15 protein-coding genes are annotated in these 14,110 nt (G+C 51.7%); 7 read left to right on the forward strand and 8 right to left on the reverse strand.

Annotation, left to right across the window (positions count from 1 at the left end; translation table 11 throughout):
* Positions 1–89 precede the first annotated feature (89 nt).
* From chbC to chbG, 5 genes are all read left to right on the forward strand, one after another.
* Positions 90–1,448 carry a PTS N,N'-diacetylchitobiose transporter subunit IIC gene (gene chbC / locus ABIC79_RS15715; RefSeq protein WP_013577913.1) on the forward strand — a complete coding sequence of 453 codons (1,359 nt, stop codon included), beginning with the start codon at positions 90–92 and terminating at the stop codon, positions 1,446–1,448.
* 65 nt (positions 1,449–1,513) lie between these two features.
* Positions 1,514–1,861, forward strand: coding sequence for a PTS N,N'-diacetylchitobiose transporter subunit IIA (gene chbA, locus ABIC79_RS15720; RefSeq protein ID WP_013577912.1), 348 nt, complete (start codon positions 1,514–1,516; stop codon positions 1,859–1,861).
* Positions 1,862–1,875: 14 nt separating this feature from the next.
* Positions 1,876–2,712: a transcriptional regulator ChbR gene (chbR, locus tag ABIC79_RS15725; protein WP_013577911.1), complete on the forward strand. Its 837-nt coding sequence runs from the start codon at positions 1,876–1,878 to the stop codon at positions 2,710–2,712.
* A 60-nt stretch (positions 2,713–2,772) separates the two neighbouring features.
* Positions 2,773–4,116 carry a 6-phospho-beta-glucosidase gene (locus ABIC79_RS15730; RefSeq protein WP_354567718.1) on the forward strand — a complete coding sequence of 448 codons (1,344 nt, stop codon included), beginning with the start codon at positions 2,773–2,775 and terminating at the stop codon, positions 4,114–4,116.
* Between the two features lie 46 nt (positions 4,117–4,162).
* On the forward strand, positions 4,163–4,921 hold the full coding sequence (chbG, locus tag ABIC79_RS15735; protein ID WP_354567720.1) for a chitin disaccharide deacetylase: 759 nt from the start codon (positions 4,163–4,165) through the stop codon (positions 4,919–4,921).
* A 58-nt stretch (positions 4,922–4,979) separates the two neighbouring features.
* Here the strand turns inward: chbG and ABIC79_RS15740 are convergent, their stop codons facing one another.
* The 6 genes from ABIC79_RS15740 to ABIC79_RS15765 all read right to left on the reverse strand — a co-directional run bounded on the left by ABIC79_RS15740 (position 4,980) and on the right by ABIC79_RS15765 (position 10,817).
* The gene (locus tag ABIC79_RS15740) at positions 4,980–5,870 is read right to left on the reverse strand and encodes an oxidoreductase (RefSeq protein WP_014416573.1); all 891 of its coding nucleotides are present in this window, start codon (positions 5,868–5,870) and stop codon (positions 4,980–4,982) included.
* A 20-nt stretch (positions 5,871–5,890) separates the two neighbouring features.
* On the reverse strand, positions 5,891–6,718 hold the full coding sequence (locus ABIC79_RS15745) for a DMT family transporter (protein WP_013577907.1): 828 nt from the start codon (positions 6,716–6,718) through the stop codon (positions 5,891–5,893).
* 75 nt (positions 6,719–6,793) lie between these two features.
* A complete protein-coding gene (gene gcvA / locus ABIC79_RS15750; RefSeq protein ID WP_013577906.1) occupies positions 6,794–7,699 on the reverse strand; it encodes a transcriptional regulator GcvA in 906 nt (301 codons plus the stop codon).
* A 121-nt stretch (positions 7,700–7,820) separates the two neighbouring features.
* Positions 7,821–9,701, reverse strand: a complete 1,881-nt coding sequence (locus ABIC79_RS15755; RefSeq protein WP_119262397.1) for an amidohydrolase — start codon at positions 9,699–9,701, stop codon at positions 7,821–7,823.
* A gap of 14 nt (positions 9,702–9,715) precedes the next feature.
* The gene (locus ABIC79_RS15760; RefSeq protein ID WP_354567724.1) at positions 9,716–10,282 is read right to left on the reverse strand and encodes an antibiotic biosynthesis monooxygenase; all 567 of its coding nucleotides are present in this window, start codon (positions 10,280–10,282) and stop codon (positions 9,716–9,718) included.
* 118 nt (positions 10,283–10,400) lie between these two features.
* A complete protein-coding gene (locus ABIC79_RS15765; protein ID WP_013577903.1) occupies positions 10,401–10,817 on the reverse strand; it encodes a winged helix-turn-helix transcriptional regulator in 417 nt (138 codons plus the stop codon).
* A gap of 120 nt (positions 10,818–10,937) precedes the next feature.
* Between ABIC79_RS15765 and ABIC79_RS15770 the strand changes: the two genes are divergently transcribed.
* Positions 10,938–11,795 (forward strand): SDR family oxidoreductase, encoded by an 858-nt coding sequence (locus ABIC79_RS15770; RefSeq protein WP_013577902.1) that lies wholly within the window; start codon positions 10,938–10,940, stop codon positions 11,793–11,795.
* A 59-nt stretch (positions 11,796–11,854) separates the two neighbouring features.
* On the opposite strand, the gene ABIC79_RS15775 is transcribed toward ABIC79_RS15770, so the two are convergent.
* A complete protein-coding gene (locus tag ABIC79_RS15775) occupies positions 11,855–12,112 on the reverse strand; it encodes a biofilm/acid-resistance regulator YmgB/AriR (protein WP_014416568.1) in 258 nt (85 codons plus the stop codon).
* A gap of 505 nt (positions 12,113–12,617) precedes the next feature.
* On the opposite strand from ABIC79_RS15775, the gene ABIC79_RS15780 reads away from it, so the two are divergent.
* On the forward strand, positions 12,618–13,154 hold the full coding sequence (locus tag ABIC79_RS15780) for a P-loop NTPase family protein (RefSeq protein WP_041689187.1): 537 nt from the start codon (positions 12,618–12,620) through the stop codon (positions 13,152–13,154).
* On the opposite strand, the gene idi is transcribed toward ABIC79_RS15780, so the two are convergent.
* Entirely contained in the window at positions 13,107–13,640 is a 534-nt protein-coding gene (idi, locus tag ABIC79_RS15785) for an isopentenyl-diphosphate Delta-isomerase (RefSeq protein ID WP_013577899.1), read from the reverse strand. The two genes, ABIC79_RS15780 and idi, sit on opposite strands and share 48 nt — an antisense overlap.
* Positions 13,641–14,110: the final 470 nt, after the last annotated feature.

The following is a 14,110-nucleotide window of genomic DNA, read 5'->3' on the forward strand; positions in this document are numbered from 1 at the left end:
TATTGAAATTTTTAAGTCAAAGAGAACTCCAGTCAAAGAGCGAATTTCTTCCCCTGGCCGCCAGATGGCGGCATTAAAGGAAAATACCAATGAGCAAAGCCATTGATTCACTTGAAAAGATACTTCTTCCTTTTGCCGTTAAAATAGGTAAACAACCGCATATTAATGCCATTAAAAATGGCTTCATAAAACTCATGCCGCTGACCCTCGCGGGTGCCATGTTCGTTTTAATTAATAACGTGTTCCTGAACTTTGGTGCCGGTTCTTTCTTTTATTCTTTAGGCGTGCGCTTAGACCCGTCAACTATCGATACGCTGGCCGGTCTGAAAACCATCGGTATTAATGTTTATAACGGTACGCTCGGTATTATGTCGCTGATGGCGCCATTCTTTATTGGCATGGCATTAGCGGAAGAACGTAAAGTTGATTCCCTCTCCGCCGGTTTATTAGCCGTTGCAGCCTTTATGACCGTGACGCCATACAGCGTCGGTGAAGCTTATGCGGTGGGCGCAAACTGGTTAGGTGGCGCGAATATTATTTCCGGTATGGTAATAGGTCTGGTTGTCGCAGAAATGTTCACCTTTGTGATTCGCCGCAACTGGGTCATTACCTTGCCGGCGAGTGTGCCGTCTTCGGTTTCCCGATCCTTCTCCGCGTTAATTCCGGGCTTTATTATTCTGTTTATCTTCGGGGTTATTTCCTGGTTACTCGGATTATATGGCCACAACTTCCACCAGATTATTATGGATTCAATTTCCAAACCTCTGGCGGCAATGGGCAGCGTGGTTGGCTGGGCGTACGTGATTTTCAACTCACTGCTGTGGTTCTTTGGTGTACACGGATCTCTGGCGCTGACCGCGCTCGACAACGGCATCATGACCCCGTGGGCGCTTGAAAATATCGCGCTGTACACCGAATACGGTTCCGTGAGTGCCGCGATTGATGCAGGGAAAACCTTCCACTTCTGGGCCAAACCGATGCTGGATTCCTACATCATGCTGGGCGGTTCCGGTGCAACCCTCGGGCTTATCATCGCCATCTTTATCGCCTCACGCCGTGCCGATCATCGTCAGGTGGCAAAGCTGGCACTGCCGTCAGGCATCTTCCAGATTAACGAGCCCATCCTGTTTGGTCTGCCGATTATCATGAACCCGGTGATGTTTATCCCCTTCGTGCTGGTTCAGCCGATTCTGGCCGCCATCACGATCGCCGCGTACAGCATGGGTATCATTCCTCCGGTCACTAACCTGGCGCCGTGGACCATGCCGACCGGGCTTGGCGCTTTCTTTAACAGTAACGGCAGCATCGCGGCACTGCTCGTCGCATTGTTCAATCTCGGTATTGCCACGCTGGTGTACATGCCATTCGTGATCTTGTCTAACAAGGCGCAGGCGATTATTGAAGAAGAAGAAAGCGAAGAAGACATTGCCGCTTCACTGAAATTTTAATCTGAACGGAGGGCGGGCAGAGGCCATCTTCCCGCCGTTATCCGGCCAATCATGGAGAGACAGAGATGATGGATTTAGACAGCATTGTTGAAACTGAAAGCGAAATGCAGGATCTCGAAGAAGTGGTGATGGGGTTGATCATCAACTCCGGACAAGCACGCAGCCTGGCTTACGCGGCGCTCAAAAAAGCCAAAGAAGGTGATTTTGAGCAGGCGCGTTCGGTGATGGCGCAGTCAAAAATGGCGCTGAATGAAGCGCATCTGGTGCAGACTCAACTGATTGAAGGCGATCAGGGCGAAGGAAAAACCAAAGTCAGCCTGGTGCTGGTGCATGCACAAGATCACCTGATGACGTCAATGCTGGCCCGCGAACTGATTGCGGAACTCATTGAGCTTCATGAAAAAATAAAATAACGTAGGGAGCCATAATGCAGCCACCGGTACTGAGCATGGAAATCAAGACAGCGCGCGAAAATCAACTCTTCGACGGTCAGAATTTCCACATGTTCATCTACAACAAAGTAGAAAGCATTTCCGGACTGCATGAACATGATTACTACGAATTTACAGTGGTGTTGACCGGCCGGTATTACCAGAACGTCAATGGTAAACGGGTGTTGTTAGAACGCGGCGATTTTGTCTTTATCCCTCTGGGTTCCCATCACCAAAGTTTCTATGAATTCGGTGCGACGCGGATATTAAATGTCGGGATCAGCAAAGCGTTCTTCGAGCAACACTATTTATCTTTACTGCCATCCCGTTTTGTGGCGTCACAGGTTTATCAGATCAAGACTGAATTTCTGGCTTATATAGAATCTGTGATCGCTTCTCTTAATTTCAGGAACGGGGAATTTAATGAGTTTCTGGAAATGGTGACGTTTTATATTGTGAACCGTTTACGCCATCACAGAGAATCAGAAATCACGACAGATGCGCCAGGCTGGCTTAAAAATACCATCGAAAAGATGCACGACAAAGCACAGTTTAGTGACAAAGCATTAACGAATATGGTGGCCCTTTCCGGCAAATCACAGGAATATCTCAGCCGTGCCACGCAGCGACATTATGGCAAAACACCGATGCAGATTATTAATGAAATCCGTATTGATTTTGCCAAGAAACAGCTGGAGATCACCAATTATTCGGTCACGGACATCGCGTTTGAATCCGGTTACAGCAGCCCGAGTATGTTTATTAAAAACTTTAAAAAGCTAACTTCTTTTACCCCCAATCATTACCGAAAGAAGTTATGCAGTATTAATTAAACCGAATCATTTATTTCTCTGTTTAAATTTGCAGTGCATTATTATTGCACGGGAGTTCCTATGCGTAAAAAACTGAAAGTCGTCACAATTGGTGGCGGAAGTAGTTATACCCCGGAATTACTGGAAGGCTTTATTAAACGCTACGATGAATTGCCTATTACCGAATTATGGCTGGTCGATGTGGAAGCCGGAAAAGAGAAACAGGATATTATTTTCAATCTTTGCCAGCGTATGGTCGAACGTGCAGGTGTGCCGATTGTAATGCATAAAACGCTGGATCGCCGCGAAGCCTTGGTGGATGCCGATTTTGTCACCACGCAACTGCGTGTTGGCCAGCTCAAAGCACGCGAACTGGACGAACGTATTCCGCTCAGCCACGGTTATCTCGGGCAGGAAACCAACGGCGCTGGTGGCCTGTTCAAAGGCTTGCGTACCATTCCGGTGATTTTTGACATCATTAAAGATGTCGAAGAGATCTGCCCGGACGCCTGGGTGATTAACTTCACCAACCCGGCCGGAATGGTAACGGAAGCGATATTCCGGCACACCAGATTCAAGAAATTCATCGGCGTGTGTAACATCCCTGTTGGCATGAAAATGTTCATTCAGGATGTGCTGCAACTGACCCCGCAGGACGATTTATCCATCGACCTGTTTGGCCTGAACCACATGGTGTTCATTAAAGATGTTCTGGTCAACGGCGAATCACGTTTCGCCGAACTGCTCGACGGCGTCGCGTCCGGCACGCTGACCGCCGGTTCGGTGAAAAACATCTTTGATTTACCATTCAGCGAAGGCCTGATCCGCTCCCTGAATTTGCTGCCGTGTTCTTATCTGCTGTATTACTTTAAGCAGAAAGAGATGCTGGCGATTGAGATGGGCGAATTCTACAAAGGCGGTGCACGCGCCACGGTGGTACAGAAGGTTGAAAAGCAGCTGTTCGATCTGTACAAAAACCCTGATCTGAACGTCAAACCGAAAGAACTGGAATTGCGCGGCGGGGCCTATTATTCCGATGCCGCCTGCGAAGTGATCAGCGCAATTTACAACGACAAACAAACCGAGCAGTACGTCAATTTCCCGCATAACGGCCATATTGATAACATCCCGTCTGACTGGGCGGTGGAAATGACGTGCACCATCGGGCGTGACGGCGCAAAACCACACCCGCGTATCACGCATTTCGACGAAAAAGTGCTTGGCCTGATATACACCATCAAAGGCTTTGAGATTGCCGCGAGCAATGCCGCACTGAGCGGTGAATTCAATGATGTTCTGCTGGCGATGAACCTCAGCCCGCTGATCCATTCCGATAAAGATGCTGAGATACTGGCGCGCGAAATGTTGCTGGCACATGAAAAACTACTGCCAAATTTTGCTAACACCATTGCTGCGCTGAAATAAACCCACGGCCTTCCCTGAAAAGGGGAGGCGTTCAACCGGGACATTTATGGATAAATTACTGATAGTGAACGCCGATGATTTCGGCCTTTGTAAAGCGCAAAACTACGGGATCATCGACGCATTCAACCACGGTGTGGTGCGGTCGACGACGGCGATGGTGAATATGGCCGCTGCAGAACATGCCGTGGTGCTCAGCAAAGAAAATCCTGATCTTGCCGTCGGCATGCATTTCGTGCTAACGCTCGGACGTCCCTTGTCATCCATGCCGGGGCTGGCCCGCGACGGTGAACTGGGAAAATGGATTTGGGAAATGGCAGAGCAGGGCACGTTACCGCTTGATGAAATCGCGCAGGAACTGCAATGCCAGTTCGGGCGTTTTGTGTCTCTGTTTGGCCGTTTGCCGACACATCTCGACAGTCATCATCATGTGCATATGTTCCCGCAGATTTTCCCGATCGTGGAAGCGTTCGCGAAAGATCAGGGCATTCCTGTACGCATCGATCGTGACGAGATCCGCCGGGGCAACATTGCGCTGTGTGGCGCGAAGAGTACCGACGGTTTCGACAGCAGTTTCTACGGAGAGACGGTTTCAGAAGCCCTGTTTGTGCAAAAGCTGGACAACGCCACGCAGCGCGGTGACCGCTCGGTGGAAATCATGACCCATCCGGCGTTTATCGATAACACCCTTCTGGCGAGCAAATATTGCTATCCGCGCCTGGCGGAGCTGGATGTACTGACGTCGGCCTCGCTCAAAACTGCGATAACTGAACGCGGATTCCGGCTGGGATCGTTTAAGGATTTATAAGCCGTCATACGTAAAGCCCGCCGCTGGCATGACGCCTGCGGCGGGCTTTTTATTGGCGTCAGCCCGGCCCCTCACTTCCTGCCGCCAGCAGCGGTACCAGAATGTCGCTAACGGGCGTAGGAATACCCCGCGCGAGACCGTAACGCTGTATGACACCGTTGCGTATATCCCATTCCAGCGGGCGGTTAGCCTGGCGGTCGGCGAGAATAGAAGTGCCCAGGTCCGCGGGCGCACGATGAAAACCGTCAACGATCTCTTGCGGAACGTTATCGCTGAGTACCGCACCTTCCGCACGCGCGACAGTCAGACACTCACGCAGATAAGCCAGTGCCAGTTGCGTGATATCCCCGCGTGAGAACATCCCGGCACGGCGGTTAGAGAGAACCATCAGACCCGCGACCGCATTCTGCAGCAATTTGCGCCATGCGATCGTGAGAAAGTCGGATGACAATTCAACCGTACAGCGTGTGCCGCTGAGCGCATCAGCGATCCGTTTTGCCTGCGGCACATCCGGCAGCGTCAGACGCGGTTTTGCGCGCAGCCGGACAGAGGCATCCGGCTCACGTTGTGCTGGAAACCAAACAACGGAAGGCAGTACTGTTGCTCCGTTGACGTAGGGTTCCAGCGAGGTTTTCTGTTCGACGCCGTTTTGCAGTGCACAGACAACGGTATTTTTATCGCACAATGCGGTAAGCCAGCCGGCGCTGTCAGCCACCTGTGTGGTTTTCACCGCAACAAAAACCAGATCACACGGAGAGTGGACCTTCGACGGATTGATTAATACCGGGCCTGGCACCACCACCTCGCCGTCATCATGACGCAGAATTAATTGCGGATGCGCAGTGCGCCCGCAAAGCAGCGGCGTGCGGTTAACTTCATGCAGTGCTGCAGCGATGGTCGTACCAATCGCACCGGGACCTATCAGAGCAATAGCAGGGCGGTCAGACATCTCGAGTTCTCCTGATTTGATTAACCTATCAACAGTGTGCCGGTAGCAATTACCGCACACGCCAGCATTTTTCTCAGTGTCAGTGTTTCACCAAGAAACAGATAACCCAGAACGGCGGCAAACAGCACACTGGTTTCGCGCAGCGCGGAGACGGCGCCCATGGGTGCGGCCACCATGGCATAAATGATCATGCCGTAAGCCAGCAGCGACACCACACCCCCTGCCGCCGCACTGAGTAAACCGGGCCGCCAGCGCAGTAAACTTTTCGTGTCGCGCAGGGCGATATAAAGCGCTGGCATCAGTACTCCCCATAACATGCTCATCCACACGGTATAGGAAAACGAATTGCCGGAGACACGCACGCCAATACCATCCACTACGCTGTATGCCGCGATAAAAGCGCCGGTGGCCAGGGGATATTTCAGGCCCGGTATCGCCAGTTTACGGCTTCTCATGGCAAGCATCAGAATACCGCCAGAAATTAGCGCGATGCCGACAAGGGTGTTGAAGGCGATCTTTTCCCCGGCGAACAGGGCCGCGCCACAGGTCACCATCAGCGGCGAAGAACCGCGCGCAATCGGGTAGGTTTGCCCGAGATCACCGCTTTGATAACTGCGTATTAAACACAGGTTGTAACCGACATGCAGCAGGGCCGATAACACCGCATACTTCGCGCTCGCGAAGTCAGGAAGTGGCAGAAACAGCGCGATAACCCCGCAGGTAACGGCAATCGTCACGCACATGATGGTCATCGACCACAACCGGTCAGTTCCGCTGCGTAATAAGGCGTTCCAGCTGGCATGCAGCAGGGCGGCGAATAAGGTCAGAAAAATAATATGAGCGGGCATGTACTGATGCTAAACAGCCTGTGCCCGGATTAACAGTGAAGTGTTGTCATCGTGGTATGAGTAATAACTCATACTTCAACGGTAACTGTGCTGCGCCTGCTGTGATTCGGCCAGCAGCCAGTTACGGAATTTCAGGATGTGCGGCTGTGTCTCGATGCCTTCCGGACAGACAAAGTAATAGGCGGCCGGAGAGGGGAAAACGACGTCAAAGAGCCTGACCAGACTGCCATCATGGATTTCTTTTTCAACGTGGCCGCTGCGCGCTAATGCAATGCCCTGACCCAGTAACGCGGCTTCGATCGTCATATTTGTGTCGGCGAAGCGGACGCTTTCGTGCAGTACATCAGTATTTACGCCGACCTGCTTAAACCAGGCATCCCATTTCGGTACCAGATCAGCCCCGTCACGCGTCAGCAGCGGAAAACGCAGCAGTTCCGCAGGTTCAGCGGGTATACCAAAACCGGCTAAGAATGCGGGGCTGGCAACGGGAAATAATTGTTCGCGAAACATAAACTCTGTATGCAGCGCCGCATAATTACCGTGTCCGAAACGGATCGCTACATCGGAATCTGCACTGGCGAAGTTAATGGCTTTATCCGTACTTTCCAGCGAGACCAGAATTTCCGGATGCAAACGTGCTAATTCCGGCAGGCGCGGTAACAGCCACTTTAACGCGAAAGAATAGGTGGTGCTGACACGCAGTCGCACCCGTCCTTTTTGTTCACGCAGATCGGCAAGTGTCGTTTCAAGCTTACTAAAGAATTCCCGTACCAGAGGGGCAAGCGCTGCACCGGCAGGCGTCAGGCTCAGGGTTTTACCACGCTGAAAAAGCTGCAGGCCCCAGCTATCTTCCAGTTTTTTCAACTGATGGCTGACGGCACTTTGTGTAATAAACAGCTCCTCTGCGGCTGAGGTAAACGTCGTGTGGCGGGTGGCGACTTCAAAGGCGCGAAGTGTGGCTGTAGGGGGAAGGTCACGCATCATTCAGTTCCTGTTAATGAGCTAATGCTCATAACAGGGTATGCCGGAGCGTGTGCAAAAGATACGGTGACAGAAAAAAATGGCCTGCAATGCAGGCCATTTTCATGTCATTCTCAACGGGTCAGAACGAGAAGCACGAACATCCTAACGCACCCCAGAAAGCGTTATCATCGGACACCGGGACATCAGAACCACGGGCAATATCATGGCTGTGTTTATGCACGCCACACGGGCCGACGCACTGATGCCCCTGACGAACCAGCCCGACACGCGCTGCACCCTGTGGCGGCGCAGAGCGGTAATGCCCAGGCACTGTGGTGACCGGCGACCAGTCCGGCAGCACCGGGATGGCTGGCGGCGCGAGCGGCGAGAAACTGCCTGCCGCGTAAACCACTTTGCCATCGACCACGGTCATCACCGATTCGATGCCCTTGATACGTTCTTCCTGCACGCTGAAGAAATCTTCGGAAAGAACGGCCAGATCGGCCAGTTGCCCGACTTTGATCTGACCTTTCTTGCCCTGTTCGCTGGAGAACCAGGAACTGCCCTGCGTCCACAGCATCAGCGCGGTTTCGCGGTCAATACGGGCGGCGTCGTCATACATCGCCATGCCGCCGACGGTGCGACCGGAAACCAGCCAGTACAGTGCCGTCCATGGGTTATAGCTGGCAACACGGGTCGCGTCGGTGCCCAACCCGACCGGCACGCCTGCGGACAACATTTTCGCCACCGGTGGCGTATGTTTGGTGGCCTCGATACCGTAGCGTTCAGCGAAGTATTCTCCCTGGAACGCCATACGGTGCTGTACCGCAATGCCGCCGCCCAGCGCTTTGACGCGCTCAATGTTGCGTTCGGTGATGGTTTCCGCATGGTCAAAGAACCAGTGCAGCCCGTTGAACGGGATATCGCTGTTCACTTTCTCAAAGACATCCAGCATCCGGCTGATCGACTCGTCATAGGTTGCATGCAGGCGGAACGGCCAGCGGTGCTCCACCAGATGACGCACCACGCGTTCAAGTTCGACCTCCGTTCCCGGCGGTAAATCCGGACGCGGTTGCAGGAAATCTTCAAAGTCTGCGGCTGAAAATACCAGCATTTCGCCTGCACCGTTATGACGGTAGAAATCAGTGCCCTGGCCGGGTTTGAGCATGTCGGTCCACAGCTCGAAATCTTCCAGTTCATGTTGCGGACGCTGGGTAAACAGGTTGTAAGCAATACGTATCGTCAGTTGATTTTTCTGATGAAGCTCATCGATGATCTGATAATCCTCAGGGTAATTCTGGAAGCCGCCGCCTGCATCAATCGCGCTGGTGAGGCCGAGACGGTTCAGTTCACGCATAAACTGGCGGGTAGAGTTCACCTGCTGTTCCAGCGGCAGTTTCGGTCCTTTCGCCAGCGTTGAATATAAGATCATCGCGTTTGGCTTGGCGATCAGCATGCCGGTCGGATTACCATTGCTGTCACGCTGAATTTCACCGCCTGGCGGATTGGGGGTGTCTTTGGTGTAGCCGACCACTTTGAGCGCGGCGCGGTTGAGCAATGCGCGGTCATATAAATGCAGGATAAACACCGGCGTATCGGGCGCGGCCTGATTAATTTCATCCAGCGTCGGCATGCGGCGTTCGGCAAACTGAAATTCAGTCCAGCCTCCTACCACGCGCACCCACTGCGGGCTTGGTGTCCGCAGCGCCTGTTCTTTCAGCATCCGCAGGGCATCGGCCAGCGAAGGCACGCCTTCCCAGCGCAATTCCAGATTGTAATTCAGACCGCCACGGATCAGATGCAGGTGCGAGTCGTTCAGGCCCGGAATGGCGGTGTGTCCGTGCAAATCCACTACCTGCGTTTGCGCATCAGCAAACTGCATCACTTCATTTTCGGTACCGACAGCCAGAAATTTACCGTCTTTGATTGCGACAGCATTTGCCAGCGGTTTTTCTCTGTCAACGGTGTGGAATTTGCCGTTAAGCAGGATCAGTGAAGCAACATTATTTATTGAATTCATTGGGAAATCTCCTGTTATTGCGCGGAAGCGCGCGTCAGCCATGAATGGAACACTCGTGTAACGATTGGCATCCAGAGGAAAACCACCAGCACTACGACCGTGGCGTCATTGAGTAAATGACCGCCTTCGGTGCCTTTAAGCTGTGGCAAAAACTGCCCCCAAAACCAGGGCACAATATGGGTCGATGGATAAATTACCCCCAATGTCAGCAGATACTGTTTCCAGCGGGCGGGCGGGCGGACATTCGCACTTGGCGGGGTGAACCAGAATTCGGCACCGGGACGCACCTCGGTGCTGTCGTTTTGCAACAACAGCGGGCTGACTTCCGCCACCAGTTGTTTACGCAGATCCGAGTTGTGCCATGCATTAAGATTTTCCAGCGTGTCGAAACGCACCAGAATGGTATAAGCATCGCCGCTGCGGCTCGGGCGGATGACGTTGACGGCAAGATGCCCCGGGAAGTTACTGGCCTGTGGCATAATTTTATTCAGCCAGGCTTCATATTGCGCTTCGCTGGCTGGCGCAATCTTATGGGTAATGACGAGCGTGACATGTTGCTTGTGGGTCTGGGACGGGGACATACATCACCTCAGCTGATTAAAATAAAAGGTTTTATCGAATCAATGAAATGATGTTAGTCGGTGGATAGAGTCAATGATAGGTGAGAATTTTTGGGGACTTGTTAAGTTTTTTTGTTAATTACTCTGCACCTACGATACGCAGGCTACGCTGTTTCATAACGCGATGCAGATTCGACTCCAGCCAGTCTGCAAGTCCGGCAACCTGATCTTTTACTTCGATGCCGAGGGGGGTCAGAGAATATTCCACATGCGGCGGCACCACCGGATAAGAACGGCGGTCGATGAAACCGTCTTCTTCGAGGGACTGTAAAGTCTGCGCCAGCATTTTTTCGCTGACACCGCCGACTTTGCGGCGCAGTTCGCTAAAGCGCAATGTGTTATCGCTGAGCGCGATCAGGATCAGTAATCCCCAGCGGCTGGTGATGTGACGCAGGATTTCGCGCGACGGGCAGTTGGGATTCAGGACTTCGCCCCGGCGGATTTGTTCTGACAGTGGCAAACGTTCAGCGGGTTGCTCAGAGGAAATTATTTTCATACTAACCTTAGGGTACGTACTTACGAAAAGTTAGTGTATCGCATAGGATGTGTTTACGGCGACATTTTTAGCGCCTTGAAAGCATAAATCATCTGTCGAATACTTTTTGGAGAAACCATTATGATCGCAATTACCGGTGCTACCGGCCAGTTAGGCCGCCTCGTTATTGCTGCACTTCTGAAAAAAGTGCCTGCTGATCAGATTATTGCCGCGGTGCGTAATCCGCAAAAAGCTCAGGATCTGGCAGATCTGGGTATTGACGTGCGTCAGGCCGATTACAGCCAGCCCGCCACACTGGATTCTGCGTTTAAAGGCGTCGAAAAACTGCTGCTGATTTCTTCCAGTGAAGTCGGTCAGCGCGAAGCACAACATAACGCGGTCATCGACGCAGCAAAACGTGCAGGCGTGAAACTGCTGGCCTACACCAGTCTGCTTCATGCAGACAAAAGTCCGCTGGGACTGGGTGTTGAACACCGTGCGACCGAAAAAGCATTAAGCGAATCCGCCATTCCATTCGTGCTGTTGCGTAACGGCTGGTACACCGAAAACTATGCGGCGAGTATCGCCCCGGCGCTGGCGCATAACGCGTTTATTGGTTCAGTCGGTGAAGGAAAAATCTCTTCCGCTGCGCGCCAGGATTATGCTGAGGCCGCGGCGGCAGTACTGACGCAGGAAAATCAGGCCGGTAAAATCTACGAACTGGCCGGGGATGAAGCCTACACGCTGGCGGAATTCACTGCTGAAATTGCCCGTCAGTCCGGTAAAAAAGTTGATTACATCAACCTGCCGGAGGCGGAATTTGCCAAAGCGCTGCTTGGTGCCGGGTTACCGGAAGGTCTGGCGAATATGCTGGCAGATTCTGATGCAGGTGCAGAGAAAGGGGGCTTGTTTGATGATTCTCATACATTGAGCAAACTGATTGGTCGTCCAACCACGCCGGCTAAAGATGTGATCGCCGCGACACTGAAATCGCTTTAACAAAACAGTTATTGCGCTCCGGCCTGTTAACATCATCTTTAACAGGCCGGTAATATTTTTTAAATCACATCGTCCTGCGTGGAAAGTAACACCAGTTCCAGTAAGTTACGGCAACCTTGCTGATTACTGATGTTGGTCTCCTGTTCCAGATGGCGCACCAGACCTTCAATGATGGCCTTATTACTCACCGGATAGTGGCTGGAGAGAAGTCCTGAAACAATAGTCCCGAGGATCTCAACTTCGCTTAATGTCGGCGTTTCCCGCACATTTAAATAATCACTGATTTCTGTAACTGTTTGTTCTGCTTCGATTTGCATGTAGACCTCCTTAAACTTTTCAGCGGATTCGTCTCACGTGAAAAGTGCCTATTGCCAGTCAGAAAAGAGAGTATTGTGAAGTTTTTCTTCACAATTTCCGGCCCTGACTCATCTGATCGTTGTGTTGTGCATCACGAAAACCCCAGCCATGAAAAAAACCTTTGGAAGAAGGGAAATCCAATTTTTCTTCCAAAGGTCAGGCTGAATACGCCCGTAAAAGACGGACTAATGATGAAGCAGGGGTAACAGGAAGTTATACAAAGATTGCCATTCTGTACAGGTATGGCTGCAAGATATCTTAGATTTTGTTGCTAGCAATCGAAAAAAAAGCACAAATAGTTCATCCATTCGCAGCGGCAATACATTCACACGACAACTAAGTTCTGTGCGTAATGGTTGCGGGCGTTAATTCATGTGCTTGTACAAGTGAAATATGTTGCGGCATAATATGCGCCCTTTTTTTTCAGGCCAGATGCAACATCCGGCAGCGGATAAGGATCATGTGGTGAAAATCAATGTTATTGGTACCAGCGGAAGCGGGAAATCAACGCTTGCGCGCAACATTTCTCAGAAACTGAATATTCCTTATATTGAACTGGATGCGCTGTTCTGGAAGCCGGACTGGCAGGGCACACCGGATGAAGAATTTTTTGCCCGTCTGACAGAAAAACTGGCGGCCAGTGACGGCTGGGTGATTGACGGAAATTACAAACGTACTCAGGCCGTAAAATGGCGCGAAATCGATATGATCGTGTGGGTGGATTATTCGTTCGGGCGCACGTTATATCAGGCGGTGAAACGCGCCGCCACGCGGGCATGGGCACAAAAGGAAATCTGGGCGGGAACGGGGAATCGCGAATCGTTTCGTAAAAGCTTCTTCAGCCGGGATTCAATTATTCTGTGGACGCTGAAAACTTACGCGAAAAATCGTCGCCAGTATCAGGCTTTGTTTAACGATCCTGACTGGCAGCATGTCCGCTTTGTGCGCCTCAGATCACCCCAGCAGACTCAGGTTTTCCTGCGTGATCTGGCCCAGTTGTAACACCATCCACGGGCTGAATGCCCAGGGTGTTGCCCGAACGCTGTTCAGCAAATCTTCCGGCTTAACCCACTGATAATCCATGACTTCAGAAGCACGCGGTACGGGGAGCTGGCGGGTGAAAGCGGCAAATATCGGGCAAAACTCGTTTTCGACAATCCCGGATGCATCGGTGGCACGATACTGAAATTCGTCAACCAGCGACGTGATTTGCTCCACGGATAAACCCAGTTCGTACTGACAGCGACGGCAAACTGCCGCCCGCAGGGATTCACCCGGCAGCGGGTGTCCGCAGACAGAATTGGTCCAGACGCCGGGCCAGGCCACTTTGCTCAGGGCGCGTCGTGTCAGCAGGATTTCGCCGCGATCGTTGTGAATATAGCAGGAAAATGCAAGATGCAAGGGTGTCTGGCCGGTATGCACCAGCGCTTTGTCCATGGTGCCCGCCGGTTGATTTTTACCATCAAGTAATACGACTTCTTCAATCATAAAAACTCCCGTTAGTCCTCCATCATAGACCCTGTATAACCTCCTTCCAACCGTTCACTCTCCGTTGACATCCATCCCGTGATGCGGCCTGAGTCAGACATCCTGATCGATGGCGGTGGTTTCGAGGGACGACAATAATTTTCGGTGTTGTTACGCATAGCTTCAACGATGCCACTACGGATGAGTTTGATGATCTTCCGTGCATGTAAAAAACCCGGCATTTAGCCGTCTTATTCCATCCTGAGTTATACCAATCTATACATCCTGGTTATTCACCATAAGCGGTCCTTCCATGCATCACTGTATTGAATACCAGCCCGGCTTGCCGCCGGGCTTTGATTACTCTTTCTTTCTCAGTAAAAAGGCGACAAGCCAGATCAGTGAAATGTTCAACAGGAATGAAGTCAGATGGATAAAGGTCATAAAGATATTTGCCCATGATTGTTCTGTTATAAAACCTGTTTTTTCTG

This window comes from Rahnella sp. 2050 (assembly GCF_040544515.1).
Taxonomy (GTDB): Bacteria; Pseudomonadota; Gammaproteobacteria; order Enterobacterales; family Enterobacteriaceae; genus Rahnella; species Rahnella aceris.

What these genes read in the sequence shown, in the direction of transcription:
- ABIC79_RS15755 (WP_119262397.1), bottom strand. Translation starts at nt 9,701, where the DNA reads ATGAATTCAATAAATAATGTTGCTTCACTGATCCTGCTTAACGGCAAA.
- ABIC79_RS15770 (WP_013577902.1), top strand. Translation starts at nt 10,938, where the DNA reads ATGATCGCAATTACCGGTGCTACCGGCCAGTTAGGCCGCCTCGTTATT.
- ABIC79_RS15740 (WP_014416573.1), bottom strand. Translation starts at nt 5,870, where the DNA reads ATGTCTGACCGCCCTGCTATTGCTCTGATAGGTCCCGGTGCGATTGGT.
- ABIC79_RS15730 (WP_354567718.1), top strand. Translation starts at nt 2,773, where the DNA reads ATGCGTAAAAAACTGAAAGTCGTCACAATTGGTGGCGGAAGTAGTTAT.
- ABIC79_RS15765 (WP_013577903.1), bottom strand. Translation starts at nt 10,817, where the DNA reads ATGAAAATAATTTCCTCTGAGCAACCCGCTGAACGTTTGCCACTGTCA.
- chbG (WP_354567720.1), top strand. Translation starts at nt 4,163, where the DNA reads ATGGATAAATTACTGATAGTGAACGCCGATGATTTCGGCCTTTGTAAA.
- chbC (WP_013577913.1), top strand. Translation starts at nt 90, where the DNA reads ATGAGCAAAGCCATTGATTCACTTGAAAAGATACTTCTTCCTTTTGCC.
- chbR (WP_013577911.1), top strand. Translation starts at nt 1,876, where the DNA reads ATGCAGCCACCGGTACTGAGCATGGAAATCAAGACAGCGCGCGAAAAT.
- chbA (WP_013577912.1), top strand. Translation starts at nt 1,514, where the DNA reads ATGATGGATTTAGACAGCATTGTTGAAACTGAAAGCGAAATGCAGGAT.
- ABIC79_RS15760 (WP_354567724.1), bottom strand. Translation starts at nt 10,282, where the DNA reads ATGTCCCCGTCCCAGACCCACAAGCAACATGTCACGCTCGTCATTACC.
- idi (WP_013577899.1), bottom strand. Translation starts at nt 13,640, where the DNA reads ATGATTGAAGAAGTCGTATTACTTGATGGTAAAAATCAACCGGCGGGC.
- ABIC79_RS15745 (WP_013577907.1), bottom strand. Translation starts at nt 6,718, where the DNA reads ATGCCCGCTCATATTATTTTTCTGACCTTATTCGCCGCCCTGCTGCAT.
- ABIC79_RS15775 (WP_014416568.1), bottom strand. Translation starts at nt 12,112, where the DNA reads ATGCAAATCGAAGCAGAACAAACAGTTACAGAAATCAGTGATTATTTA.
- gcvA (WP_013577906.1), bottom strand. Translation starts at nt 7,699, where the DNA reads ATGCGTGACCTTCCCCCTACAGCCACACTTCGCGCCTTTGAAGTCGCC.